The following is a 24,024-nucleotide window of genomic DNA, read 5'->3' as shown; positions in this document are numbered from 1 at the left end:
CCGGCCGTGGCTGGCTGGGACAAGTCGAAGACGCCGGAACAGGGTTGACGTATCTCAACGCCCGCTTCTACGACCCCGTCATCGGCCGGTTCCTGTCACCCGACCCATTGATGAACCCCACCGACCCCCGCACCCTGGACCCCTACCGCTACGCCAACAACAACCCCACCACCTACACCGATGCCACCGGACTCGAGCCCTATCCCTGGCACGACGGGACAGTGGCGGGTGTGCCCGGAGGGCACCGCGATGCCACTTCGCCGATTGCCGCGCCGGAAGTGTCTGTAGGCGCAAGTAGCACACCGGGCATAGTCGTAGCAGTTCAGGGCGGCGGTGCTTCTGAACTCTGTTCCACCGGTTTCGCCTGTGGTTCTGCCCAGGATGAGTTCTACGGAACAACGTGGGGCGCAGCCCTCGGGGGGTTGGAGAACTGGACACGCGGGTTCGCCGACTCCGCAATCGGAGTGCTCGATCTGGCTGTCACGGCGGCGTGCTCTGGCATCCAAGGCGGTGTATTCACCTCCGCGGGCCGAGGTTGCTGGTCTACCAACGACGATGGTGGCTTCACGCTAGGAAGGTTCGGACCGTCCGGCTTCAGCGACGCAGACGCCAGCTACCGGATCGGCAACATCGTCAATCCGCTCTGGATCCTGGGCGGACACGCCATGGCTGGTACTAGGGGCGCCACAGGAGCCGCAAAGACGGGTCCGAGCCTGATCGGCAAGTCGCACGGCCTCGGGACCGTTGTCGAGAACCCGGGGTTGGCAATCAAGGGATTCCAGGGTTCCAGAACGCCCGGACATGCGCTCAACCAGATCATCAACCGGGGCATCTCGCCGAGTGTCCTTCGGGACACCGTGGCGAGTCCGCCGGCCGTCCTTCGGCAGGGCAGCGGCACTACCTCCATCTCAGTGACGAAGATGCCGTCGCAATGCGCCCAGACGGCCAAGTCGTCACCGCCTACGGCCGGGCCGATTTCCGGCAGCACATATTCGACGTCCTCGCGGGCGTGGGGTGAACGCCGTGGCTGACTCACAGCGGAAGCAATGGTGGGACGAGGTACATGGCCGCTTCATGGAGATCCTCTACCGCTACGACCCACTCGACATGGGCTCAACCGTCGGGGCACCCGACGACGAGTACGTCGATGAAGCAACGCGGACTTTGCGAAGCGTGCTCGACTCGTCGGACGAATGGGGTCTGAGGCAGGCAATTGCGAGTCGCTGGCCGGGCGCCGAAGCCGCGATGGTAGATGAGCTCGCGGCAGCGTGGCGGCATCCGACCAAGACAGAGCCATGATCCGCCGAGTCATGATCACCGTCGCGGCGGCCCTGGTCTGCACGTTCCACACCCTCGGCGGCGGCATCGCGACCCTTGAGTCCGTTGGGACGTCGAGCACGTCCGTCGTCGCGTACACCTACGACAGGTTGACTTGCGACTCTCCCGGCAACGACGCCGCGTCAGAGACCGAAGGTAACTGGACCGACGCCGGCTTGTCCGCAGGAGCCATGATCCCCTTCGCGGGATGGCTGTCAACCATCGCCAAATGGGGCAAGAACGCCAAACTCGCAGACAACGCCGCAAACGGTGGGGACTTCTGACGCTCCTGGTGACTCAGTGACCTGACCTACGGCTTGGCTACCTCATCAGGAGTGCCGTGACACTGTCCCACCAGTGGTGCGCCCACGCGGCTTGGGATCCGTCACTTGTGTGACAGGCACCGATGAGTGCTTGCTCCGGCCGGAGGTTGTAGCGGCCCCTTCGCCCGGTGCCGCCTCAGAGCGTCACCCACCCGAGCGCCAGCGCGACCACCCCGATGACCGCGCCCGCCGACGCGAGCACGCACAGCACCGCCTCCGCAGGGGTGAAGATAGACAGTCCCCGCTGGCGGCGCGACCACACGTAGACCAGCGTTGCGGGCGCGTAGATGACGAACGCGAGAAGGAGGTACTTCAGGCCCATCGCGTACACGAGGAAGACCGTGTAGACCACGGCGATCGACGCTGCGGCGAGTGCCCCTGCCGCGCGACCGCTGCCGAGCGCAAGCTTGAGCCCGAAGCCTGCGGTGAGCAGGTACGGGATGATCGCGAGCGCGCTGGTGAGCTCGAGGCTGAAGTCGAACGCGCTCTCGGCGAAGAACGCCACGACCAGGAACAGCTGCGTCACGAGCGACGTCGCGAGGAGGGCGTTGACCGGCACCTCGCGGCCGCTGACGCGTGCCAGCGCGAGCGGCGCATCGCCGTCGCGCGCGGTCACGTACGCGGACTCGACCGCGAGGAGCGACCACGCGAGATAGGCGCCCAGCACGGACACCAGCAGGCCGATGCCGATCACCCAGGCGCCCCAGCTTCCCACCGCCTGCTCGAGGATCCCTCCCACAGACGGCTGGCGCAGCTCCGCGATCTCCGCCACCGGAAGAACGCCGTACGCGAGCATCGTCACTGCGACGAAGATCGCGAGCACGGTGATGAAGCCGGACACAGTCGCGCGGCCCACGTCCTCGCGCCGGCGCGCCCACCTCGAGTACACGCTCGCGCCCTCGATGCCGATGAACACGAAGACGGTGACAAGCATGGTGTTGCGCACCTGATCGCTCAGGGATCCGAGTGACGCGTCCCCGTCGAGGTTGTCGACGAAGGTGTCCCACGAGAACGCGCCCGTGGCGATGATGACGATGAAGATGGCGAGCGGGACCATCTTGGCGACGGTCGCAATGCCGTTGATCAGCGTCGCGCGGCGCACACCCCGCCAGATGATGAGGTGGAAGATCCAGATCCCGGCGGTGCCAAGCGCGAGCGCCGCCGCCGTATCGCCGTCGCCGAAGACCGGAGCGACGCCGCCGACCGTCGAGGCGATGAGCACCCAGTAGGTGACGTTGGCGACGCATGCGCTCGCCCAGTAGCCGAACGCTGAGAAGAAGCCCACGTAGTCGCCGAAGCCCGCGCGTGCGTACGCGAAGATGCCCGAGTCGAGATCCGGTCGCGCGACCGCGAGGCGCTGGAAGACGAACGCCAGGGCGAGCATGCCGCTCCCGGCGACGGCCCACGCGATGAGCGCGCCGTAGCCGCCGGCGCTGCCCGCGAACTGCGAGGGCAGCGAGTACACGCCGGCCCCGACCATGGTGCCGACGACCATGGTCGTGAGGACGGGGACGGACAGGGCGCGTGGTCGCGGCTCAGCCGCGGCGGCGGTCTCCTGCTCGGCCATCGGGCGCCTCCCCATCGCGGGCTGCAACGGCCCGCTAGGAGCCAGCCTAGCGCTGGGTGGGGGAGTCGTCCCTGGTCGCCGGGCGATCCTCGAGCTCGGGGGCCGTCGGAGAAGCCGTCGCGGTCGCGCCAGCACGGGCCGCGCTCGGGCCGGCAGATGATCCGGCCGCTGCGGCACTGCTAGGTCCGCCGCCCAGAACGGCGAAGGCCTCGGCCTTCGTGAGCTCGTGGTCCGCCACTGCGGGGGCGCCCTTGCCGCGCCGGCGCTTGGTCGCCTTGCGCGCGGCTCGGGACTCTCCGCGCGCCTCGGCCTTGTCGGCCTTGCGCGAGCCGCGCGCCTCCTCGGCGATGCCGCGGGCGTGCAGCGCCTGCCCCAACTGGAGCGCGAACCCCACGCTTCGCGTGGTGGTGGGGAAGACCACTGCCCGGACCGATCTCTCCAGACCACGCGCGCGTGCCGCCATTCGCGACTCGAGGTAGAGCCGAGCGACCTCCGGGAGGGCTCGCAGCATCAGCGCGAACATCAGGCCGAGCGTCTCCGGCGGCAGGATGAAACGAATGGGGCGCGCGAGGGTCGAGACGAAGTCGAGCATCGCCGCCATCGACGTGGAGCACGTGACCGCGAGCGCGAGCGCGACGATGCCGATCAGATCCGCTGCGACATCGATCGCCCGGGCCCAATCGCCGCGCCACAGGTGCAGCGAGGCGCTGAGCGCGGCGATGAGCACCGTGCCGAGCATCGCCCAGGCGGTCGCCTTGGCGGGCGGCTCCGTCGAGATCAGCAGCAGCACGCTCGCGCACATGAGCCCCACCGACGTCACCGGGTCGGAGGCCACCACGGTGACGATCGCCATCGCGACGAGCATCAGCACCTTGAGCCACGCGGGTGCGTGGTGCAGGGGAGTGTGACGGGGCCGGTACAGCCCCAGCATCGAGATCATGTCGCCTGCCGGCGCTTGACGCGGCCGAACATCAGGTCCCGGTAGTACGCGACCGCCTCGACCGGCGAGCCGTCGAACGCGACGGAGCCTTCGTCGATGACAATGGTGCGCTCCGCGCGGACCGCCGAGTCGAGGTCGTGGGTGACCTCGATCAGCTGCACTGGCAGGGACCTGAGCAGCGAGCCCACGTGCGCGCGCCAGCGCAGGTCCAGCAGCGTGGTCGGCTCATCCGCGACCAGGATGCGCGGTGTCACCGCGAGTACGCCCGCGAGGGCGAGCAGCTGTCGCTGTCCGCCGCTCAGGGCGTTGACGGAGACGTCCGCCCGGTCGCCCAGACCGATCTCCTCGAGCGCTGCGAGGGCCGCCTCCGCTCGCTCGTCCTTCTTGTCAATCGTGCGCCGCAGCGACAGCATCACGTCCTCGATCGCCGTGGGCATGATCAGCTGCGCGGACGGGTCCGTGAACAGGAAGCCGACCATGCGCCGCACGCGCGGCCCCTGCTTCGCGACATCGAGGCCCTCGACCTCGACGGAGCCCGATGCGGGCGGCACCAGGCCGTTGATCATGCGCACCAGGGTGGACTTGCCGCCGCCGTTCGCGCCGATGATGGAGATGTGGCGCTCCGTGAGCGTCAGGGATGTCGGCTCGAGGATGGGCACCCCGGAATCGGGCGCGACAACGGCCGCGTCCTTGAATTCGATCATGCGTCAAGGCTAAGCGGTCGCGGCAGGCTCCCGCTCCACGGGCGCGCGCGAGGGCCGCGCGACGGGGAGAAGCTGGGGGTACGCGCGGTGGATGATCGCCGCGATCGCGGCGGCGAGCAGGACCTTCAGCGTGTCGCCGATGACGAACGGGCCCATCGCGATCGCGGCGTCCGCCAGGCCGATCTGCGCACGCCACGCCAGCCACGGAATGCCGAAGGCATAGACCACCGGGATCGAGGCGAGGCCCGCGATCACGAGCTGGAGGTAGCCGAGCGACCCTCGTCGTCGGAAGGCGACGGTGATCGCCCCCACGATCCATGCGGCAGGCAGGAAGCCGATGACGAAGCCGCCAGTGACGTCGGCAAACACCGCAGGCCCGGCGACGAGATTGGCGAAGATCGGCGCCCCGGCGAGGCCCACCACGATGTACAGGAGCACCGCCGCCGCACCTCGCCACGGGCCGAGCACCATGCCCGCGAGCACGACGGCGAGCGTCTGGAGCGAGAACGGCACGCCGAACGCGAGCGTCACCTCGGGGATGGCCGTCGACGCGGCGATGAAGGCGGCGAACACGGCAATCAGCGCGATGTCTCCCCCGGTGATGTGGCGGCGCATCAGGTGCTCCTCAGGTGCGGGACAATGAACGGGCGCCACGCTACCGGCGTCAGGTGCCGCGGCGGCCGTCGACCGCCGCAAGCGCACGAACGTTGTCGACATCGCACAAGAACCACGCACGCCACACGGGGAGAATTCGTTGATCGCCGCCCAGGAACTCGAGATGCGCATCGGCGCTCGAGTGCTGCTCCACCCCACGTCCTTCCACGTCAATGCCGGCGACCGCATCGGCCTCGTGGGGCGCAACGGTGCAGGCAAGACCACCTTGACCCGCATCCTCGCGGGCGAGGGCCTGCCCTCGGCCGGCAAGGCCGTGCAGAAGGGGAGCATCGGCTACCTGCCCCAGGACCCGCGCACGGGCGACCTGGAGCAGCTCGCCGTGGACCGCATCCTCGCCGTCCGCGACCTGGCGGGCCTCGCGGGCAAGATGCGCGCCGCCGAAGAGGCGATGGCCGGCGACGACGAGGCAGCGCGCGACAAAGCGATGGACCGCTACCCCCGCCTGGAGGAGCGCTTCCGCGCCGCAGGCGGCTACGCCGCGGAGTCCGAGGCCCACCGCATCGCGGCCAACCTGGGCCTCGACGAGCGCGTGCTGGGTCAGCCGCTCGGCACGCTGTCAGGCGGTCAGCGCCGGCGCGTCGAGCTCGCGCGCATCCTGTTCTCGGACGCGGAGATCCTGCTGCTCGATGAGCCCACCAACCACCTCGACGCGGACTCGATCTCGTGGCTGCGCGGCTTCCTCGCCGCGTTCTCCGGCGGCCTGATCGTCATCTCCCACGACGTGGACCTCATCCGCACCGTGGTGAACAAGGTCTTCCACCTCGACGCCAACCGCGGCGTGATCGACCAGTACTCGATGGGCTGGGACCTGTACCTCAAGCAGCGCGAGGCCGACGAGCGCCGCCGCCACCGCGAGCGCGCCAACGCGGAGAAGAAGGCGGAGGTGCTGATGACGCAGGCGAACAAGATGCGCGCCTCAGCGACCAAGGCCGTCGCCGCCCAGCAGATGATCAAGCGCGCCGAGCGCATGCTCGCCGAGACCGAGGGCCAGCGCCAGAGCGATCGCGTGGCCGCGCTGCGCTTCCCGACCCCGGCGCCGTGTGGCAAGACGCCGCTCACCGCATCGGGCCTGTCCAAGAACTACGGCTCGCTCGAGGTCTTCACGGACGTGGACCTCGCGATCGATCGCGGCTCGAAGGTCGTGGTGCTGGGGCTCAACGGCGCGGGCAAGACCACGCTGCTGCGGCTGCTGTCCGGTGTCGAGGATGCGGACACGGGCACGGTCGACGCGGGCCACGGGATGAAGCTCGGCTACTACGCGCAGGAGCACGACACCCTGGACCTGGACGCGACGGTGCAGGAGAACATGCGCCACGCGGCTCCCGACCTGGACGACTCTGGGGTCAGGGGAGTGCTGGGGTCGTTCCTGTTCAGCGGGGACGATGCGGACAAGCCCGCCCGCGTGCTGTCGGGTGGGGAGAAGACGCGGCTCGCGCTCGCGACGCTGGTGGTGAGCCAGGCGAACGTCCTGCTGCTCGACGAGCCGACGAACAACCTGGACCCCGCATCGCGCGCGGAGATCCTCAGTGCGCTGCACTCCTACGAGGGCGCCGTGGTGCTGGTCACGCACGACGAGGGAGCGGTGGACGCTCTCGAGCCCGAGCGCGTCCTCCTGCTGCCGGACGCCGTCGAGGACCTCTACAACCAGAGCTACCGCGACCTGATCGCGCTCGCCTAGAGGGCGTCCTCGATCTCCTCGTCCGAGGGTTCCGATCGCGAACGACGCAGCGCCACGCGGCTCTGGGCGGCCGATGCGGGAGGCGCCTCGCTCTCATCCTGCAGCCGCGCGTCGCGGCGCAGCAGCAGGATCCCGCCCACGGGTGCGAGCAGCGCGAAGATCCACCACTGGAACGCGTACGAGAGGTGTGGCCCGAGCGTGAGCTCGGGCAGGGGCACCTGCTCACCCACGCCCGAGGGCGCGCACCCCTCTTGGTCGCACAGCTCGCGCACCATGACGTAGCCGGGCACCACGGCGCCATCGGGAACCGGCAGCTGTGCGGGCGTGATGCGGGTCACCGAGTCGGAACTCTCGCGGCCGTCGTCCTCCTCCCACGCGCGCAGCACGCCGGTGACGGTGACGATCGCGTCCGGATCGATGACGGGCGCCTCGGCCTCCTCGTCGGGCTCCGGCTGCGGAACCCAGCCAAGGCTCACGAGCACCGCCTCGCCCGCGTCCGTCTCGAGCCACGCGAGGTACTGCCACGACGCCGTCCTGTCGATCGGGCGGCCGCGCAGGACCGTGACAGACTCGGGGTTGATCGTGCCGGTCGCGGTCACCGTCCGCCACTCGGCGCCGTCCGGCAGGACGGCGGCCCCCGCCGGGGCGACCTCGACCACCTCAGCCGGCGGCGCCTCGACCGCTGCGTCGTAGGCCGCGCGCGCATCGGCCCGGTCGACGTGCCTGCAGTGCTGCCAGAAGCCGGCGACGACCGCCACTGCCGAGATCGCCAGGCACACGGCCATCGTCGCCACGATGCGCAGGGGAGAGGGGTGGCGAGACGGCACCCCCCGATGGTAGTCGCGACACGAACAGGGCCCGCCACCGAAGGAGCGGTGGCGGGCCCTGTTCGCGGGGGGTGTCAGCCCAGAAGGTCGACGGGCTCCGACTCGGTGCTCTCGATCATCTCGAAGTCGTAGACCCAGTACCGCGAGCCCTGGACGCCGCCGATCGCCGGGCACTGGTCATTGGCGAGCACCAGGCTCGCCTCGGGCTCGTCGGGGAAGCCGACGCTGAGGTCGATCTCGTACTCGTTGAACAGCTCCGAGCCCTCTTCGATCGCGAGTTCTTCGTCAGGGCCCAGGAGCCGGGTCTCGCCGGTCTCCCGGTTGGTCTCCATGAGGTACTCGACGCCGGTGTCGCGGTCCATCGCGCCCGCGTAGTCGTAGGCCAGGCCGTTGAAGCGGACGGAGAGCTCGTTGTCCTCGATGAAGCCTTCGACGTCCGTGATGCGACGGATCGAGTACGTGGTCTCCGGCGTCACGAGCCAGCTGTCACCCGGGCGCGCGTACTGGTCCAGCGGAGCCTCGGTGCCGAGACCCTCGAGGTGCTCCTGCCACTCCGCCTTGAGCGCGTCCAGGTCCTCGGGCCCGGAGATGCCGTACTCGGCGTCGTAGGCCGGGTCCGTCCACTGGTACATGCGGTCGGCGCTGCCCAGCGCACGCTCGAGCTTCAGCTCGTCGCTCTCGGAGGTCGCGGTCGACGGATCCGTCTCGGTGTTCATCACCTCGAACAGCCATGCCGTCACGAGCCCGCCGGTGGACGAGAACGAACGGCCCCGCGTCTCGATGCGCTTCCAGACGATGGGCTCGCTGCACACGGGCGTCCCGTCCTCGAAGAGGTTCTCCTTGAGGGGCGCGTAGATGGGGTCGCCGTTGCGGAAGTACGCGTCGACATAGCCATCGCCCGAGCCGGAGCATGCCGTCAGCGTGATCGCCGTCACCGCACCGACCGCCGCGATACGTGCGGCCCGGGTCCAGCGTCGGCCCGTGCCCTCAGCGCGCGAGCCGGTCTTGTCGTTCGTCATTCGTCACTCCCCTTTGTGCGACGGTGGGATGGGTTCATCCCGCGTGTCCAAAACGTTTCGACTGCCGTCACCATACCAACTCTGCGGCTGGGCGAAAGCACCGCGCCCGGCGGCGTTATGGAATGGTGACCTAGACGTGATCGGGCACGCCACGAGGGCCGCGTGGGCTACGGTGGCGTCCATGTCACGACACGCACTCGTCACCGGAGCCAACCGCGGGATCGGCCGCGCTATCGCCGAGCAACTGGTCGCCGCCGGATACACCGTCTCGTCGATCCATCGCAGTGGAGAGCTGCCGGAGGGCGTCGACTCCGCGATCGCGGACATCACGGACACCGACGCGGTGAACGCGGCGTTCGACACGCTCGAGGAGCGGCACGGACGGGTCTCGATCCTGGTCGCGAACGCGGGCATCACGCGCGACGGGCTCCTGATGCGGATGAGCGACGAGGACTTCGACGAGGTCCTCGAGACCAATCTTGCCGGCACGTTCCGGTGCGTGCGCCGGGCCGCCAAGTCGATGATCGTGCAGCGCTTCGGGCGCATCGTGCTCGTGGGCTCGGTCGTGGGGCTGAACGGCAACACCGGCCAGGTCAACTACGCGTCCTCGAAGGCTGCCCTCGTGGGAATGGCGCGCTCGATCACCCGCGAGGTGGGCGCGCGCGGCATCACCGCGAACGTGGTCGCACCGGGCTTCATCGCGACGGACATGACCGCGGCGATGAGCCCGGAGGCGACGCACCAGTTCGAGGACAGCATCCCCGCGAAGCGCTTCGGCACCGCCGAGGACGTCGCGGCGGCTGTGCTGTATCTCGCGTCCGACGAGGCCGGCTACGTCTCCGGCGCGGTGGTTCCCGTCGACGGCGGACTGGGGATGGGGCACTAGCCCTCTCAGGGCCGATGCGCGGGCGACGCGGCTCCCCGGCGGGCTCCGCACGGCGCGGCTCCCGCTAGGCTTCGAGCCATGGGAATCCTCGAAGGCAAGAACATCCTCGTGACGGGCGTCCTCACGGAGGGCTCGATCGCATTCGACGTGGCGCGGCTGTGCCAGGAGCAGGGCGCCACCGTGGTCCTGACCGGCGTGGGCCGCACGCTCAGGATCACTCAGTCCATGGGTCGCCGCCTCCCGGTCGAGGCGCCCGTGGTCGAGCTCGATGTCACCGATCCCGAGCACCTGGGCGCCCTCGCCGATCAGGTCAAGGAGCACGTGCCGCACCTGGACGGCGTGGTGCACTCGATCGGGTTCGCTCCGCAGAGCGTCATGGGCGGCAACTTCATGCAGGCCGAGTGGGACGACGTCGCAACGGCGATCCACATCTCCGCCTACTCGCTGAAGGCGCTCGCGCAGGCGGTGCTGCCGCTGATGAGTGAGGGCGGCTCCGTGGTGGGGCTGACCTTCGACGGAAGGTTCGCCTGGCCCGTGTACGACTGGATGGGCGTCGCGAAGGCCTCGTTCGAGGCGGTCAACCGCTATCTCGCCCGCGACCTGGGCGAGCACGGCATCCGATGCAACGTCGTGTCTGCCGGGCCGATCAAGACCACCGCCGCACGCCACATCCCGGGCTTCGACCAGATGGAGGGGAACTGGTCCGAGCGCGCGCCGCTGGGCTGGGACTCCGAGGCGACCGAGCCGACCGCGAAGGCCGTGACCGCGCTGCTGAGCGACTGGTTCCCGGCGACTACCGGCGAGATGGTGCACGTAGACGGCGGCGTGCACGCCATGGGACAGTGACCCCATGCCCACGCTGATCATCGCCCGACACGCCAAGGCCGAGGCCCCCGCGCCGGGCCTGCAGGACCTCGCGCGGACGCTCGCGCTCATCGGTCGCAAGGCCTCGACCAAGCTCGGTCAGGAGATCGCTGCGGCCGGCCTGGCGCCGGAGCTCGCGATCGTGTCGCCCTCGACGCGCACGCAGCAGACGTGGAAGCTCATGTCCTCGGCGCTGGCGGGGTGCCGCATGCAGACCGAGCAGGCCATCTACGAGACGGATGTCGACGGGCTCGTCGGTGTGGTGCGCGAGATCGACGGCGTCGACACGGCCGTGATGGTGGGCCACGAGCCCACCTCGTCCGCCGCGACCGCGTTCCTCGCCGGTCCCGGTTCGGACACGGACGCGCTCAAGAACATCGCGCACGGCCTGTCCACCGCGACGGCCGCCGTTCTCGAGTTCGACGGCGACTGGGCGGACCTCGGATCGCGCACCGCGCGCCTGACGGCGGTCATCTCCGGTCGGGACGTCGAGTGACCCCATCCTCCGGGGAGTCGGGGACGGAGCCGGCGCGCGGATCGGTGGCGGGGCTGCTGGTGTGGGGCATCGCGCTCGGCGCGATCGGCGCAGCCATATTCGCCTCCGCCCAACGGTCCTGGCTGGTCAGCACGGTCTACTTCTGGGATACGAGCGCGGCTGAGTTGTGGATGCTGCTCGGGGGCCTGCTCGCGGCTCTGGGCGTGGTCCTGGTGCTCACCGGCGCCTACCGGGGGGCGAAGATGCTTGAGGATCTCCACGCGCGCGAGACCGAGTCGCACTGACGTCGAGGACTGCCGGGAGGGTCCATGGCTACCGAGCACGACACTCTGGATGGCTTCATCGGCGACTTCATCGAGCGCCAGCCGATGTTCTTCGTCGCCACTGCGGCCGAGGACGGGATGGTCAATGTCTCGCCCAAGGGCGGAGAGGGCACCCTGGTGGTCCTGGATGACCGCCGTGTCGCGTATCTCGACCTCACGGGCTCGGGATCAGAGACCATCGCCCACGTGCGGGCGCTCAACCGCATCACGCTCATGTGGTGCGCGTTCGAGGGGCCGCCCATGATCGCTCGCGTCCATGGCACCGCAGATGTCATCACGCGCGACCAGGCGGAGTGGGAGGGCATGGCGGCGCGGTTCCCCGACAAGCCCGGTGCTCGAGCGATCATCGTGGTCACCGCGGATCGCATCAGCGACTCGTGCGGAATGTCCGTGCCGCTCATGGCCTACGAGCGCGACCGGGACCAGCTGGACCGCTGGGCCCGAGGCAAGGGGAAAGATGGCCTCCGCGACTACTGGGAGCGCAAGAACGCACAGAGCCTCGATGGGCTCCCGGCGCTGCTCCCGCACGAGCGGGTCTGACTCGCGCTACCGAGCCCTGAACAAGTAGGCGAAGGCCTCACGCGTTAACGGCACGGCGCGCCCGCTCGCGCGGATGGACTCGGGAGTGGGCGTGGACCTCGAGCGGGGCACCAGATAGGTGTCCAGTTCGGTGGCGTCGACCCGGTAGTCATGATCGTCGTGCAGCACCGCCGCGACGAACTCGAAGGTGGGGTCCAGGGCGGCCAAGCTGGCATCGCCGTGGCTCGCGTTGGCGAGGATCAGGCCGCCGTCCTTCACGTACCGGCGGCACGACTCGGTCACGAGTCCCGCATAGAGCGAGATGAGGAGATCGACAGATCGCTCGGGAATCGGCAACGGTGTCGAGTAGTCCGCGTGGATGAAGGCGAACCGTCGCTCGTCCTCCACGCCGTGACCGCGCAGCTCCTGGTCGGCAAGGCCAGGGGACGAGAAGTACCGCGCCGCGCGCTTGTCCATGTCGACGTAGGTGACGTCCGCAATCGCAGTCGACGGCGACAGATCCAGATAGCAGCCGGGGTAGAGCGCGCTGTCGATGCGCCACCGCTGCGCGAGCGCGGCGAAGAGCGCCGACCGGTCGCCTATCGAGCCCTGATAGCTCGCCCACGTTGGGGGTGGCGTTCGCGATGGCATGCGATCACGACCTTCCGATGCGCGGGAACTAGCGCTCGATGACGTCGAGCACCGCATCCAGCCGTGGTGCATTCACCGCGACGTCCGCCTGCTGCTGGACTACTGGCTTCGCGTTGAACGCGATGCCCAGTCCCGCCGCCGCCATCATGTCCAGGTCGTTCGCGCCATCTCCGACGGCCACCGCATCGGCCGGCGCGATCCCCAGCTCCGCACAGAACTCCAGCAGCGCCGCAGCCTTGGCCGCCCTATCGATGACCGGTCCGGTGGTACGGCCGGTGAGTCGCGCATCGGCCGTCTCCAGGCGATTCGCACGGAAGCGGTCGATGCCGATGCGTGCGGCCAGCGGGGCGACCACCTCGGCGAACCCGCCGGAGACCAGCGCCGCTGTCCAGCCCTCGGACTGGAGAGTCCCGATCAGCTCCTCGGCACCGGGGGTGAACCGCACCTCGTCGAGTACCTCGGCGAACACCGTGTCCGGCACGCCCTCGAGGGTCGCGACGCGCTGCCGCAGCGACTCGGCGAAGTCGATCTCGCCGCGCATCGCGGCCTCCGTGACCGCGGCGACCTCGGCCTCGGTGCCCGCGCGCGCCGCGATCATCTCGATGACCTCGGACGTGATGAGCGTGGAGTCGACGTCCAGGACGATGAGGCGTCCCGTCATGCGGAGACGACCGTGCCCTTGGGCACGACGGTGATGCCGGACTCCGTGACCGTGTAGCCGCGCTCGATGTCGGCCTGCCGGTCGATGCCGATGCGCGCGCCCTCCTCGACCACGACGTTCTTGTCGAGGATCGCGCGATGCACCTGCGCGTGGCGGTTGACGATCACCTGGTCGAGCAGCACGGAGTCGGACACGGTGGACCACGAGTGCAGGCGCACGCCGGGGGACAGCACGGAGCCCGTCACCGTCGCGCCCGAGACGATCACGCCGGGGGAGACGATCGAGTCCGCGGCGTGGCCCAGGCGGCCCTCCTCGGAGTGGATGAACTTCGCCGGAGGCTCCGTGATGAGGCCCTGATGCAGCGGCCACTCGTGGTTGTACACGTTGAAGATGGGCATGACGGCGATGAGGTCCATGTGGGCCTCGTAGTACGAGTCGAGCGTTCCGACGTCGCGCCAGTAGTCGCGGTCGCGGTCGGTCGAGCCCGGAACGTCGTTCTCGAGGAAGTCGTAGAAGCCGCACGTGCCCTTGTCCACGAAGTAGGGGACGATGTCGCCGCCCATGTCGTGCTTCGAGGACTCGTTCTCGGCGTCCGCCTTGAGGGCCTCGAGCAGGGGCTCGACCGAGGCGACGTAGTTGCCCATCGACGCGAGCACCTCGCCAGGGGAGTCCGGCAGGCCCTCGGGGTCCTTGGGCTTCTCGAGGAAGGCCTTGATCATCCCGGGGTTGTCCTTGTCGATGTCGATCACGCCGAACTGGTCCGCGAGCTCGATGGGCTGGCGGATGCCCGCGACCGAGAAGTCCGCGCCGGTCTCGATGTGCTTGTCGACCATCTGCGAGAAGTCCATGCGATACACGTGGTCCGCGCCCACGATCACCACGTAGTCCGGGCTCTCGTCCTCGATGATGTTGACGGTCTGGTAGATCGCGTCCGCGCTGCCCAAGTACCAGTGCTTGCCGCGGCGCTGCTGCGCGGGCACGGGTGCGACGTAGTTGCCCAGCAACGGCGACATCCGCCACGTGCGTGCGATGTGACGGTCCATCGAGTGGGACTTGTACTGCGTCAGCACCACGACGTGCAGGTAGCGCGAGTTCACGAGGTTCGAGAGGGCGAAGTCCACCAGTCGGTAGGTGCCTCCGAACGGGACCGCGGGCTTGGCTCGGGCCGCGGTGAGGGGCATCAGGCGCTTTCCCTCACCTCCGGCGAGGACGATGGCGAGTACTTTCGGCGCTGGCATATGCCCAGCATAAGCGCCATGCGTGACGTGTGTCAGGGGACGCGGCGGGCGGGTCCGCGATAGCGTGGACGCCATGCGCGTCGACATCCTCACCCGCGAGTATCCTCCGCACATCTACGGCGGTGCCGGTGTGCACGTGACCGAGCTGGCCGCCGTTCTCCGCGAGCACATCGACGTGCGCGTGCGCGCGTTCGACGGCCCGCGTGACGATCCGGGCGTGATCGGCTACGACCCGCTGGGCGGCGGCGTGGGCGACGCCTCGCTGGACGTGCTCGCCCACAACCTGCCGATGGCGAAGGACTGCGCCGGCACGGATCTGGTCCACTCGCACACCTGGTACGCGAACATGGCCGGGCACCTCGCAGCGCGCTTGCATGGCGTCCCGCACGTCCTCAGCGCGCACTCGCTTGAGCCGCTGCGCCCCTGGAAGGCCGAGCAGCTGGGGGGCGGCTATCGCGTCTCCTCGTGGATCGAGCAGACCGCCTACGAGGGCGCCGACGCCGTGATCGCCGTCTCCGATGGCATGCGTCGCGACATCCTGCGCTCGTACCCCTCGGTGGACCCGGGCAAGGTGGGCGTCATCCACAACGGGATCGACGTCGACGCCTGGGCGGCGCCCTCGACGGAGGAGGAGCGCCGGGAGGCCGATGCGGTGGTCGAGCGGTTCGGCATCGACCGGTCGCGTCCGGCACTGGTCTTCGTGGGCCGCATCACGCGGCAGAAGGGCCTGCCGCACTTCCTGCGCGCCGTGGAGCAGCTGCCGCCCGACATCCAGGTGGTGCTGTGCGCGGGCGCCCCGGACACCGAGGAGATCGCTGCCGAGGTGTCGGGCCTGGTGTCGAGCCTGCAGGAGCGCCGCGACGGTGTGATCTGGATCGAGGAGCACCTGCCGCGGCCCCAGCTGGTCGCCGTGCTGGACGCCTGCACCGCGTTCGTGTGCCCGAGCGTGTACGAGCCGCTGGGCATCGTCAACCTCGAGGCGATGGCCGTGGGCCTGCCGGTGGTCGCGACGGCCACCGGCGGCATCCCCGAGGTCGTGGTCGATGGCGAGACCGGCACCCTCGTGCCCATCGACCAGGTGCAGGACGGCACCGGCACGCCCACGGACCCCGACGCGTTCATCGACGACCTGGCCGCCGCGCTGACGGCGATGGCCTCCGATCCCGAGCGCGCCAAGGCGATGGGAGAGGCGGGCCGACGCCGCGCGGCGGAGCACTTCTCGTGGGAGTCGATCGGCGAGCGCACCTTGCAGCTGTATCGCGCGCTCGTCGGATAGGCTCGGACACATGACTGAGGTGTTGCGACTCGATGACGTGAGCCTGCGCCGAGACGGCAACCCGATCCTGTCCGACGTCACGTGGAGCGTCGAGGCGGACCAGCGCTGGGTGATCCTGGGCCCGAACGGCGCCGGCAAGACGTCGCTGGTGACCATCGCGGCGGCCCGCATGCACCCGTCGGAGGGCTCCGCCGTCATCCTGGGCGAGACGCTCGGCGAGACGGACACGCAGGATCTGCGCACGCGCGTGGGCCTGGCGAGCGCGGCGCTCGCGGACCGCATCCCGGACGACGAGTCGGTGCGCGACGTGGTCATGACGGCCGCCCACGGCGTGACCGGGCGGTGGCGCGAGCAGTACGACCCCATCGACGAGGAGCGCGCCGAGGCGCTGCTCGCCGCGTTCGGCATGGACGGCTTCGCGGATCGCGAGTTCTGGACCCTGTCCGAGGGCGAACGCAAGCGCGTCCAGATCGGCCGAGCCCTCATGACGGACCCCGAGCTGCTCCTGCTCGACGAGCCCGCAGCTGGCCTGGACCTGGGCGGGCGCGAGGAGCTCCTGGCGGCGCTCACCGAGCTCGCAGGCGACCACCGGTCGCCGGCGATGATCATGGTGACCCACCACGTCGAGGAGATCCCCGCGGGATTCACCCACGCGATGCTCATGCGCGAGGGGCGCGTGGTCGCCCAGGGGCCCGTGCGCGACACCATCACCGCCGCGCACCTGAGCGAGACCTACGGCATGCCGGTCGAGCTCCACGCCGTGGGCGGCCGCTGGACCGCGCGGCGCGGCTGACCTCCCCCGCCTCCAGCGATTCATCCGCGCGGACGATGACGTCCGGTTGCCCACCCTGTTAGGTTGCGAAACAGGAGGTGCGACATGGATTCACTGTGGTGGTTCGTGGGCGCGATGGCCCTCGGAATCGTCGAGGTCTTCACGCTCGATCTGACCTTCGCGATGCTCGCCGGCGGCGCGCTCGCGGGCGGCGCGGCGGCCCTGCTGGGGCTGCCCTGGTGGGTCTGCATCATCATCGCCTGCGCCGTCGCGGCGCTGCTGCTGTTCACTCTGCGGCCGTGGCTGCTGAAGTCCATCCGCGCCAAGGGCGAACTGGTCGAGACCAACACCGCGGCGCTCGTGGGCGTCGAGGCGCGCACTCTCGACACCGTGTCCGAGACCGCTGGTCGCGTGAAGCTCAACGGCGAGGTGTGGTCCGCGAGGACGCGCGACGACGCCCCCGCCATCGACGAGGGCACCGAAGTGACGGTGCTCGAGATCCGCGGCGCGACCGCCATCGTCGCGCCCGAGAACAAGGAGGACTGACATGGACCCCGTCCAGATCGCCATCGCCATCGCGGCAGGCGTCCTCGCACTCTTCGTGATCATCGCGATCGCGCGTGCGATCCAGATCGTGCCGCAGGCCGAGACGCGCGTGGTCGAGCGGCTGGGCCGCTACTCGCGCACCATGCAGGCCGGCATGCACCTCCTGGTGCCGTTCATCGACCGCATCCGCCAGAAGGTCGACATGCGCGAGCAGGTCGTGTCCTTCCCGCCCCAGTCCGTGATCACCTCGGACAACCTGGTGGTCGAGATCGACACCGTCATCTACTTCCAGGTGACCGACGCCAAGGCGGCCGTGTACGAGATCGCCAACTACATCGTCGGCATGCAGCAGCTCACCGTGACCACGATCCGTAACGTCATCGGCACCATGGACCTTGAGCAGACGCTCACCAGCCGCGACCAGATCAACGGCCAGCTGCGCGGCGTCCTCGACGAGGCGACCGGCAAGTGGGGGATCCGCGTCAACCGCGTGGAGCTCAAGGCCATCGACCCGCCGCTGTCCGTGAAGGACTCGATGGAGAAGCAGATGCGCGCCGAGCGCGACCGCCGCGCCGCGATCCTCACGGCCGAGGGCGTCAAGCAGTCGCAGATCCTCGAGGCCGAGGGTCAGAAGCAGTCGGCGATCCTCAAGGCCGAGGGAGAGGCGCAGTCCGCGATCCTCACCGCGGAGGGCGAGGCGCGCGCGATCCTTCAGGTCTTCGACGCGATCCACGAGGGCGACGCGGACTCCAAACTGCTCGCGTACCAGTACCTGCAGATGCTGCCCGAGATCGCGAAGAACGAGTCCAACAAGGTGTGGTTCGTGCCCACCGAGTTCACCGGTGCGCTCAAGTCCATCTCCGCAGCGTTCGGCATGGAGGAGTCGCTCGAGCCGCTCGAGCGCGACTCCGACCGCGGTGCCGACCGCAAGTCGCGCATCACCTCCGCGCTGACGGACCCGGCCGAGGCGCTGCGCCAGGCGAAGCAAGAGGTCGAGGACGCGACGTCCGACGCCACCGATGCCGGCACCCGCTCGGGCCGCCCGTTCGACCCGAACAAGGAGAAGGGCCAGCAGTAGCCGCGTCCCATCCGGCACTCAGCGACCGCTACAGCAGTTCTCGGCGCCCTGTCCGGCACTCTCCGATGCGAGGTGCCGGACAGGGCGCGCTACTGTGATCGAGGGGTCCGTGAGTGCCGGACGGGGTTGAGGAGCATACGAGAGTGGGGACCGTCACCGAGCGCGACGCCGCAGCATCCACACCGATGCGGCCACGAGGCCCAGACCCGCGATGAGCACTCCGGCGAGCGTCGCGACCTCGTCGTCCGCGAGGTGGTCGATGAGCGTCGGCAGCCCGGCGAGCAGCCCCAGGCCGCCGGGGATCATGAGTGATGCGAGTGGTCGCCGCGTGAGTGACAGCACGATGAACCCTGCGGACGCCGCCACGGCCGCGGCCACCCCGATGCCGCGCGCGGGCTCGCTCGTCGCCGCGAGGGGCACGAGGCCGGCGACCAGTCCTCCCGCGATCAGGCCCGCGGTCGGCGGCGGCAGCCTCCAGGAGGCCGCCAGGGCTACCCACGCGCACCCGAGCGCGAGTGGCGCGAGGCCCATCGCGAGGGCGCCGGCCATGGTGTCGATGTCGACGGCCGCAGCCACGGCGGCCAGGCACAGCGCCGTGAGCGATGTGAGCAGCGCGAGCTGCGCCAGGCCACGGCGGCGCCCGAGGTAGATCGCGGCGGCCGCGGCGGTCGCCGCACCGGCAGTCACGACCGCGATCACCTCTTCGCCCCACGAGGTCCCATCCGCTACCAGCCACGCGAGCCACGCCGCCAACGCCACGCTCCCCGCGAGGAGGACCGAGGCGAGGCGCTGGGCGGGGGCGTGCGGAGACCGCGAGGCCAGGATGCCGGCGAGCGTGATCGTCGCTGCGAGTGCCGCAACCAGCGCGATGCGCGCACCGTCGCCGAGCTGCGTCCAGGTGGAGCTCAGCAGGAATGCGGCGGACCACAGGATCAGGATCGCGCCCACATAGCCGACGATCTCGCCCACGACCGCTAGCGGCCGCGGCCCCTCGTCGTCGAAAGGCCGGGTGGGGTCCTCCCCCGAGCGCGGAGTGTCCTCGTTCTCGTGTGCGCGTAGCGCGTCGCCGGTGGCGGGGGAGATGATCCCCGCCACGACCCAGCGATCGATGCGATCGTCGAGGTCGTCCATGTCGACGCCTCCTTCGGCGGACCGGGGACACTTCCAGGCTACTCTCCGCTCGCGACGTGCGCTCGGCTGTCCGCAGGCGGACCTGGGACAATGGCCACCATGCCCGTCATCGCCATCGACTCGGTCGACGATCCTCGCCTCGAGGACTACCGCGGCCTCACCGACGTCGCGCTGCGGCGCCGGCTCGAACCCGAGCGCGGCCTGTACATGGCCGAAGGCACCAAGGTGATCGAGCGCGCCCTCGCGGCCGGCCACGAGCCGCGCTCGCTGCTGCTGAGCGAGCGCTGGGTTGACTCGGTCGCCGTCCCGAGCGACGTCCCCGTCTATGTCGCCACCGAGGGCTTACTCGAAGCCGTCACCGGCTACCAGGTGCACCGTGGAGCGCTGGCGGCCATGCACCGCCCGGCACTGCCGTCGCTCGCGGACCTTGCGCGCGACGCGCGACGCATCGTGGTGCTCGAGGAGATCGTGGACCACACCAACGTGGGCGCGATCTTCCGCTCGGCCGCCGGGATCGGCGCGGATGCGATCGTGGTCGCGCCCACGTGCGCGGACCCGCTCTACCGGCGCAGCGTCAAGGTCTCGATGGGCACGGTGTTCCAAGTGCCGTGGACCCGGGCCGAATCCTGGCCTGGAGCCCTCGACGATCTCCGACGCCTCGGATTCGTCGTCGCGGCCCTCGCGCTCGCGGACGATGCCGTGAGCCTGGACGACTTCGCCGCCCAGCGCCACGAGCGTGTCGCCCTGCTCATGGGCGCCGAGGGTGACGGACTCACCCGTGCCGCCGTTGCGGCGGCTGACGCGACTGTCACCATCCCCATGGCCGGGGGAGTGGACTCGCTCAACGTGGCCGCCGCATCGGCCGTCGCGCTGTGGGCGGTGCGGTAGCGAGCGGTCAGATCGCGCGCGGCGTCACCCCACCTCCGCCGTCGCCACGTGCGTGATGGGGTCGTAGCGGAAGGTGACCGTCGCATCGGCTTCCAGTTCGACGACCATGTTCGGGCCGTCCGCCGCGCCTCCCTCGCCGTAGTTCTCGGTCCACGCGCCATCGATCGCGATCTTGTACTCATGCGAGCCCGCGGGAAGATCGACCGTGAGCACCCACGAGCCCGAGGCCTCGTCGAAGGCCATGACGATCTGCTCGCAGTCGGGCTGCCACCACTCGGAGCACCCGACCAGTTCGTTGTAGCTGCCGGGCACCGAGGGCGTGCCGGCGCCCTGCGCGCCGCCGGCCTTGGCGGCGACGATCGACGATTCCACCGTCACGCCGCCCTGCGTCGCGGTCGCGCGGTAGAGGATCTCGGCGCCGGCCTCCACGGAGGACAGGTCGTCGAGCGCCGCGTACCCCGACGATGATGTGTCGACGGCGATGGCCTCCCAGTCGCCGCCGGGCAGCCGCCGCTCGAACGTCACGCTCGTGTCGGGGCGTGCCGGAAAGACATCCGCCACGATCAGCGGCTCGACGGCCACGGTGTCGCCCGCGAGCGGGTACGCCATCGCGATAGTCGGCTCGGGCACGGCGGCGGTCACGGGCTCGCTCGACGCCTCGAGGTCGCGGCCGTCCGATGCGACCACCTGGTACTCGACCGCGGTGCCCGGGGCGAGATCCGTGACGACGTCGAAGACCTGGAACGGCGCGGAGTCGTCGGTGCCGAGGTGCTCCCAGTCGCCGCCCTCGGCGCGGGCCCAGAACGACACCTCGGCGTAGCCGTCGCCGTCGACGGTCGCGCGCACCGGCAGGCGCCCGGGGTCCACCTCGCCCTCCTCGCCGTCCGCCCAGCCCGCCTCCAGCGAGACCGCCAGGTCCGTGCGCTCCTGAATGGGCGCATCGGCCCTGTACACGGCCACACCGAAAGGCGGCAGTGTCACGCTCAGGGTGCCCGTCGCATCGGCCGTCACTGCAGCCTCGCCATCGCCGGCGAGCAGGGTGAAGCCGCCGGCGCTCCACGTCGGGACGTCGACCGTGCGCTCCTCGTCCGCAGAGTTCAGCGCGATCACGGTCTCGACGCGCTCGTCGCGGTCCATGCGCGAGAAGGCGTACACGCCCGCGCCGTCCTCGGCGAGCCGGGTCTGGTGGGCGCCGGAGGTGAGAGCGGGGGAGTCCGCTGTCACGCCTGCGAGCTCGGAAATCCAGCCGTAGAGGGGGTTCTCCGTGTCGTATGCGGGCTGCGCGAGGGTGGCATCGGTGCCGATCAGGACGTCGTCCGTGTATTCGGCGATCTGGGTGCCGAACAGCGGCTGGCGCGCGGCCTTGTCCCCGCCGGAGCCCGTGAGCCCCTGCTCGTCGCCGTAGTAGACGACGGGGTTGCCGCGGCTGAGCAGCAGCAGCGCGTGGGCCAGGCGGTCGCGAGCGAGCAGCTCGCCGGCGCTCGCGGACGGGTTGTCCTCGAGCAGCATCGACCCGAACCGACCCATGTCGTGGTTGCCCAGGAAGGTGGGCAGCTGGGCTGCCGAGGAGTCGGCGTCCGTGTACCAGTCGTCGGCGGCGAAGAACGCCTCGAGGTCGCTCGCGTCGCCGCCGTCCGAGGCGAAGGCGCGCGCGGCTCCCTGGAACGGGAAGTCGAGGACCGCCGGCATGCCCACCTCGGTGGTGAAGCGCGACGTGACCGCGCGCGACCCGTCGTAGACCTCGCCGAAGATGAAGAAGTCCTCGTTCCCGGCGTCCGCGGCCGCCTCCTCGACCGCGGGCACGAAGGCCTCCCAGAAGCCGTCGTCCACGTGCCGCACCGTGTCGATGCGGAAGCCGTCGATGCCCGTCGCGGCCCATTCCGAGTAGATGTCGATCATGCCCTCGACCACCGTGGGGTGCTCCGTCCACAGGTCGTCGAGTCCGTAGAAGTCTCCGTAGAGGCTGTCCTCGCCGGCGAAAGTGCTGTTGCCGCGGTGGTGATAGACCGTGAGGTCGTTGAGCCACGCGGGGGTCTTGGCGGTCTCCTCGCCGGGCGCCAGCACGGGACTGTAGGGGAACGATGCGGTGGTCACCTCGGGGAAGTCGCCGGCTTCCGCTGCCGCGCGGTCGTCGAAGGGCTCCCCGTTGGCATCGGTGTAGGGGACGGCATCGGTGGCGATGTAGGGGACGCGGTCGCCCTCCTCGTAGCCCACGACGTCAGCCGTGTGGTTGGTGATGATGTCCAGGAAGACGGTGAGGCCGCGGTCGTGGGCTGCGTCGACGAGGCTCTCGAGCGCCTCCGTGCCGCCCAGGTGTGGGTCAACCTCCGTGAAGTCGGTGATCCAGTAGCCGTGATAGCCCGCCGACGAGTCCTCGGGCTGGACGGCCTTGTTGGTGAACGGGGGAGTGACCCAGATGCCCGTGACGCCCAGGTCCACGAGGTAGTCGAGGCGCTGCTCGACGCCGGCGAGGTCGCCGCCCTGGAAGTAGCCGGAGTCCGTGGGGTCGAAGCCGGACTGTGCTGGGTCATCGCCCAGCCCTCCGTCGTCGTTGGAGGTGTCGCCGTTGGCGAAGCGGTCCGTGAGCAGGAAGTACAGGAGCTGATCGGTCATCGCGGCGCGCGCGGGGGCGACGGCGTGGGGGGTCTCGCTGCGCGTGGTGCTCAGGAGCAGCGCCGCTGTGCCCCCGGCGACCAGGAGCGCTGCCGCGATGGCGGCGATGGTGCGAGAGCGGGTGGTGCCGGGCATCGTCATCGATGGCCTCTCGTGGTCGTGCTTGCTGTCTCTCCGGGGTGCAGAGCGGGGTTGCAAGCGTTTGCATCGTCGGTGATGAGAGCCATGGTAACCCGTCGGGGGCAGTGGGTGCTCCTTGCTGCCGTGTGCCGCTGCGTGCTGCTGCGGGCTGGCCTCGGGTGGTGCCGGGGTCGCCGATCTCGCCTTGCTCGCTCGTCTTGCCCGATGTCAGACCTCGGGGTCATAATCGAACATATGTTCGAACGCGGGGGTGACTCCGCGGTAACCCCGGGAGAGCGATGTCGAATCAGACGACCCAGGACGCCTCGCAGCAGGAGCGGCTGAGCCGCGCCCGCGCGGCGCTCAAGGACGTCGAGGCGCGCATCGGCGCCACCCGGGAGGCCTGGGAGCGCCCGGCGCTGCCGCTCGCCGCGGACCTGTCGCCGCTGCTGCCCGAGGGGCTGCGTCGCGGCCAGGTGGTGGTGGTCGACGGGGCGACCTCGCTGATGCTTGCGCTCGCGGCCGAGGCTTCGCGCGAGGGGTCGTGGACGGCGGCGATCGGGATGCCCTCCGTGGGGGTAGTCGCCGCCGCGAGGCGCGGCATCGAACTGTCGCGCCTCGCGCTCATCCCTCACCCCGGCGCGCAGGCGGCCGATGCTGTGGGGGCGTGCGTGGATGGCATGGACGTGGTGCTGCTGGGACCCTCGCTCGTGCTGTCCGACGCTGACCGGCGCCGTGTTGCTTCGCGCGCGCGGGAGCGTGGCGGCGTGGTCATCGCGGCGGGGGACTGGCCCGCGGCTCACGTGAGGCTCGAGGTGGAGCGGCAGTCCTGGAGCGGGCTGGGCGCCGGGGACGGGCGCCTGCGCGAGCGGGAGCTCACGGTGGCGGGGACCGGGGGGGGGGCCGGTGCGG

26 protein-coding genes are annotated in these 24,024 nt (G+C 70.0%); 15 read left to right on the top strand and 11 right to left on the bottom strand.

Annotated features, from left to right (window positions below):
* The 3 genes from QZ483_RS04555 to QZ483_RS04545 all read left to right on the top strand — a co-directional run.
* The coding region (locus tag QZ483_RS04555) for an RHS repeat-associated core domain-containing protein (protein WP_297081802.1) at nt 1-1,031 on the top strand (1,031 nt) is incomplete at its 5' end.
* 43 nt (nt 1,032-1,074) lie between these two features.
* The gene (locus QZ483_RS04550; RefSeq protein WP_297081801.1) at nt 1,075-1,299 is read left to right on the top strand and encodes a hypothetical protein; all 225 of its coding nucleotides are present in this window, start codon (nt 1,075-1,077) and stop codon (nt 1,297-1,299) included.
* The gene (locus tag QZ483_RS04545; protein ID WP_297081800.1) at nt 1,296-1,601 is read left to right on the top strand and encodes a hypothetical protein; all 306 of its coding nucleotides are present in this window, start codon (nt 1,296-1,298) and stop codon (nt 1,599-1,601) included. The genes QZ483_RS04550 and QZ483_RS04545 overlap by 4 nt, the downstream gene beginning before the upstream one ends.
* Before the next feature lie 175 nt (nt 1,602-1,776).
* Here the strand turns inward: QZ483_RS04545 and QZ483_RS04540 are convergent, their stop codons facing one another.
* Genes QZ483_RS04540 through QZ483_RS04525 form a run of 4 tightly spaced genes read right to left on the bottom strand, consistent with a single transcriptional unit; the run spans nt 1,777 to nt 5,466 of the window.
* On the bottom strand, nt 1,777-3,207 hold the full coding sequence (locus tag QZ483_RS04540; protein WP_297081799.1) for a basic amino acid/polyamine antiporter: 1,431 nt from the start codon (nt 3,205-3,207) through the stop codon (nt 1,777-1,779).
* A 46-nt stretch (nt 3,208-3,253) separates the two neighbouring features.
* Nucleotides 3,254-4,147 carry an energy-coupling factor transporter transmembrane protein EcfT gene (locus tag QZ483_RS04535; protein WP_297081798.1) on the bottom strand — a complete coding sequence of 298 codons (894 nt, stop codon included), beginning with the start codon at nt 4,145-4,147 and terminating at the stop codon, nt 3,254-3,256.
* The gene (locus QZ483_RS04530; protein WP_297081797.1) at nt 4,144-4,851 is read right to left on the bottom strand and encodes an energy-coupling factor ABC transporter ATP-binding protein; all 708 of its coding nucleotides are present in this window, start codon (nt 4,849-4,851) and stop codon (nt 4,144-4,146) included. Before QZ483_RS04530 ends, QZ483_RS04535 begins: the two co-directional genes overlap by 4 nt.
* 9 nt (nt 4,852-4,860) lie before the next feature.
* Entirely contained in the window at nt 4,861-5,466 is a 606-nt protein-coding gene (locus QZ483_RS04525; RefSeq protein WP_297081796.1) for a biotin transporter BioY, read from the bottom strand.
* 139 nt (nt 5,467-5,605) lie between these two features.
* Here QZ483_RS04525 and QZ483_RS04520 point away from each other — a divergent pair, with 139 nt between their 5' ends.
* Nucleotides 5,606-7,204, top strand: a complete 1,599-nt coding sequence (locus QZ483_RS04520) for an ABC-F family ATP-binding cassette domain-containing protein (protein WP_297081795.1) — start codon at nt 5,606-5,608, stop codon at nt 7,202-7,204.
* Here QZ483_RS04520 and QZ483_RS04515 read toward each other — a convergent pair.
* On the bottom strand, nt 7,201-8,031 hold the full coding sequence (locus tag QZ483_RS04515; protein ID WP_297081794.1) for an SURF1 family protein: 831 nt from the start codon (nt 8,029-8,031) through the stop codon (nt 7,201-7,203). The genes QZ483_RS04520 and QZ483_RS04515 overlap by 4 nt on opposite strands.
* A 74-nt stretch (nt 8,032-8,105) precedes the next feature.
* Nucleotides 8,106-9,050, bottom strand: coding sequence for a hypothetical protein (locus tag QZ483_RS04510; protein ID WP_297081793.1), 945 nt, complete (start codon nt 9,048-9,050; stop codon nt 8,106-8,108).
* 181 nt (nt 9,051-9,231) lie between these two features.
* On the opposite strand from QZ483_RS04510, the gene fabG reads away from it, so the two are divergent.
* The 5 genes from fabG to QZ483_RS04485 all read left to right on the top strand — a co-directional run bounded on the left by fabG (nt 9,232) and on the right by QZ483_RS04485 (nt 12,159).
* Nucleotides 9,232-9,936, top strand: a complete 705-nt coding sequence (fabG, locus tag QZ483_RS04505; protein ID WP_297081792.1) for a 3-oxoacyl-ACP reductase FabG — start codon at nt 9,232-9,234, stop codon at nt 9,934-9,936.
* Between the two features lie 78 nt (nt 9,937-10,014).
* Nucleotides 10,015-10,782, top strand: coding sequence for an enoyl-ACP reductase FabI (gene fabI, locus QZ483_RS04500; RefSeq protein ID WP_297081791.1), 768 nt, complete (start codon nt 10,015-10,017; stop codon nt 10,780-10,782).
* 4 nt (nt 10,783-10,786) lie between these two features.
* Nucleotides 10,787-11,296: a histidine phosphatase family protein gene (locus QZ483_RS04495; protein ID WP_297081790.1), complete on the top strand. Its 510-nt coding sequence runs from the start codon at nt 10,787-10,789 to the stop codon at nt 11,294-11,296.
* Nucleotides 11,293-11,580 (top strand): hypothetical protein, encoded by a 288-nt coding sequence (locus QZ483_RS04490; protein WP_297081789.1) that lies wholly within the window; start codon nt 11,293-11,295, stop codon nt 11,578-11,580. Before QZ483_RS04495 ends, QZ483_RS04490 begins: the two co-directional genes overlap by 4 nt.
* Before the next feature lie 24 nt (nt 11,581-11,604).
* Entirely contained in the window at nt 11,605-12,159 is a 555-nt protein-coding gene (locus QZ483_RS04485; protein WP_297081788.1) for a pyridoxamine 5'-phosphate oxidase family protein, read from the top strand.
* Between the two features lie 6 nt (nt 12,160-12,165).
* Here the strand turns inward: QZ483_RS04485 and QZ483_RS04480 are convergent, their stop codons facing one another.
* Genes QZ483_RS04480 through glgC form a run of 3 tightly spaced genes read right to left on the bottom strand, consistent with a single transcriptional unit; the run spans nt 12,166 to nt 14,688 of the window.
* Nucleotides 12,166-12,789: a hypothetical protein gene (locus QZ483_RS04480; protein ID WP_297081787.1), complete on the bottom strand. Its 624-nt coding sequence runs from the start codon at nt 12,787-12,789 to the stop codon at nt 12,166-12,168.
* A 28-nt stretch (nt 12,790-12,817) separates the two neighbouring features.
* Complete coding sequence (gene serB / locus QZ483_RS04475; RefSeq protein WP_297081786.1) at nt 12,818-13,450, bottom strand: phosphoserine phosphatase SerB; 633 nt, start codon at nt 13,448-13,450, stop codon at nt 12,818-12,820.
* Nucleotides 13,447-14,688, bottom strand: coding sequence for a glucose-1-phosphate adenylyltransferase (gene glgC, locus QZ483_RS04470; protein ID WP_297081785.1), 1,242 nt, complete (start codon nt 14,686-14,688; stop codon nt 13,447-13,449). Before glgC ends, serB begins: the two co-directional genes overlap by 4 nt.
* A 73-nt stretch (nt 14,689-14,761) precedes the next feature.
* On the opposite strand from glgC, the gene glgA reads away from it, so the two are divergent.
* From glgA to QZ483_RS04450, 4 genes are all read left to right on the top strand, one after another.
* The gene (gene glgA, locus QZ483_RS04465) at nt 14,762-15,964 is read left to right on the top strand and encodes a glycogen synthase (RefSeq protein WP_297081784.1); all 1,203 of its coding nucleotides are present in this window, start codon (nt 14,762-14,764) and stop codon (nt 15,962-15,964) included.
* 10 nt (nt 15,965-15,974) lie between these two features.
* Nucleotides 15,975-16,757 carry an ABC transporter ATP-binding protein gene (locus tag QZ483_RS04460; RefSeq protein WP_297081783.1) on the top strand — a complete coding sequence of 261 codons (783 nt, stop codon included), beginning with the start codon at nt 15,975-15,977 and terminating at the stop codon, nt 16,755-16,757.
* Between the two features lie 84 nt (nt 16,758-16,841).
* On the top strand, nt 16,842-17,282 hold the full coding sequence (locus QZ483_RS04455) for an NfeD family protein (RefSeq protein ID WP_297081782.1): 441 nt from the start codon (nt 16,842-16,844) through the stop codon (nt 17,280-17,282).
* Nucleotide 17,283: 1 nt separating this feature from the next.
* The gene (locus QZ483_RS04450) at nt 17,284-18,360 is read left to right on the top strand and encodes an SPFH domain-containing protein (RefSeq protein ID WP_297081781.1); all 1,077 of its coding nucleotides are present in this window, start codon (nt 17,284-17,286) and stop codon (nt 18,358-18,360) included.
* A gap of 153 nt (nt 18,361-18,513) precedes the next feature.
* Here the strand turns inward: QZ483_RS04450 and QZ483_RS04445 are convergent, their stop codons facing one another.
* Nucleotides 18,514-19,491, bottom strand: coding sequence for a DUF2157 domain-containing protein (locus QZ483_RS04445; RefSeq protein ID WP_297081780.1), 978 nt, complete (start codon nt 19,489-19,491; stop codon nt 18,514-18,516).
* A gap of 99 nt (nt 19,492-19,590) precedes the next feature.
* On the opposite strand from QZ483_RS04445, the gene QZ483_RS04440 reads away from it, so the two are divergent.
* Nucleotides 19,591-20,379, top strand: a complete 789-nt coding sequence (locus tag QZ483_RS04440) for an RNA methyltransferase (RefSeq protein ID WP_297081779.1) — start codon at nt 19,591-19,593, stop codon at nt 20,377-20,379.
* 24 nt (nt 20,380-20,403) lie between these two features.
* Here QZ483_RS04440 and QZ483_RS04435 read toward each other — a convergent pair whose 3' ends face one another.
* The gene (locus tag QZ483_RS04435) at nt 20,404-23,133 is read right to left on the bottom strand and encodes an alpha-amylase family glycosyl hydrolase (protein WP_297081778.1); all 2,730 of its coding nucleotides are present in this window, start codon (nt 23,131-23,133) and stop codon (nt 20,404-20,406) included.
* Nucleotides 23,134-23,411: 278 nt separating this feature from the next.
* Between QZ483_RS04435 and QZ483_RS04430 the strand changes: the two genes are divergently transcribed.
* The coding region (locus QZ483_RS04430; RefSeq protein WP_297081777.1) for a hypothetical protein at nt 23,412-24,024 on the top strand (613 nt) is incomplete at its 3' end.

Source organism: uncultured Demequina sp. (genome assembly GCF_913055775.1).
GTDB lineage: Bacteria > Actinomycetota > Actinomycetes > Actinomycetales > Demequinaceae > Demequina.
Note: the sequence above shows the minus strand (reverse complement) of the source record. Positions and strands in the feature narration are given on the sequence as shown.

Bases quoted from the DNA above. Each gene is read 5' to 3' on its own strand.
- QZ483_RS04550 (WP_297081801.1), top strand. From the start codon at position 1,075: ATGGAGATCCTCTACCGCTACGACCCACTCGACATGGGCTCAACCGTC.
- QZ483_RS04545 (WP_297081800.1), top strand. From the start codon at position 1,296: ATGATCCGCCGAGTCATGATCACCGTCGCGGCGGCCCTGGTCTGCACG.
- QZ483_RS04540 (WP_297081799.1), bottom strand. From the start codon at position 3,207: ATGGCCGAGCAGGAGACCGCCGCCGCGGCTGAGCCGCGACCACGCGCC.
- QZ483_RS04535 (WP_297081798.1), bottom strand. From the start codon at position 4,147: ATGATCTCGATGCTGGGGCTGTACCGGCCCCGTCACACTCCCCTGCAC.
- QZ483_RS04530 (WP_297081797.1), bottom strand. From the start codon at position 4,851: ATGATCGAATTCAAGGACGCGGCCGTTGTCGCGCCCGATTCCGGGGTG.
- QZ483_RS04525 (WP_297081796.1), bottom strand. From the start codon at position 5,466: ATGCGCCGCCACATCACCGGGGGAGACATCGCGCTGATTGCCGTGTTC.
- QZ483_RS04510 (WP_297081793.1), bottom strand. From the start codon at position 9,050: ATGACGAACGACAAGACCGGCTCGCGCGCTGAGGGCACGGGCCGACGC.
- fabG (WP_297081792.1), top strand. From the start codon at position 9,232: ATGTCACGACACGCACTCGTCACCGGAGCCAACCGCGGGATCGGCCGC.
- fabI (WP_297081791.1), top strand. From the start codon at position 10,015: ATGGGAATCCTCGAAGGCAAGAACATCCTCGTGACGGGCGTCCTCACG.
- QZ483_RS04495 (WP_297081790.1), top strand. From the start codon at position 10,787: ATGCCCACGCTGATCATCGCCCGACACGCCAAGGCCGAGGCCCCCGCG.
- QZ483_RS04485 (WP_297081788.1), top strand. From the start codon at position 11,605: ATGGCTACCGAGCACGACACTCTGGATGGCTTCATCGGCGACTTCATC.
- QZ483_RS04480 (WP_297081787.1), bottom strand. From the start codon at position 12,789: ATGCCATCGCGAACGCCACCCCCAACGTGGGCGAGCTATCAGGGCTCG.
- serB (WP_297081786.1), bottom strand. From the start codon at position 13,450: ATGACGGGACGCCTCATCGTCCTGGACGTCGACTCCACGCTCATCACG.
- glgC (WP_297081785.1), bottom strand. From the start codon at position 14,688: ATGCCAGCGCCGAAAGTACTCGCCATCGTCCTCGCCGGAGGTGAGGGA.
- glgA (WP_297081784.1), top strand. From the start codon at position 14,762: ATGCGCGTCGACATCCTCACCCGCGAGTATCCTCCGCACATCTACGGC.
- QZ483_RS04460 (WP_297081783.1), top strand. From the start codon at position 15,975: ATGACTGAGGTGTTGCGACTCGATGACGTGAGCCTGCGCCGAGACGGC.
- QZ483_RS04455 (WP_297081782.1), top strand. From the start codon at position 16,842: ATGGATTCACTGTGGTGGTTCGTGGGCGCGATGGCCCTCGGAATCGTC.
- QZ483_RS04450 (WP_297081781.1), top strand. From the start codon at position 17,284: ATGGACCCCGTCCAGATCGCCATCGCCATCGCGGCAGGCGTCCTCGCA.
- QZ483_RS04445 (WP_297081780.1), bottom strand. From the start codon at position 19,491: ATGGACGACCTCGACGATCGCATCGATCGCTGGGTCGTGGCGGGGATC.
- QZ483_RS04440 (WP_297081779.1), top strand. From the start codon at position 19,591: ATGCCCGTCATCGCCATCGACTCGGTCGACGATCCTCGCCTCGAGGAC.
- QZ483_RS04435 (WP_297081778.1), bottom strand. From the start codon at position 23,133: ATGACGATGCCCGGCACCACCCGCTCTCGCACCATCGCCGCCATCGCG.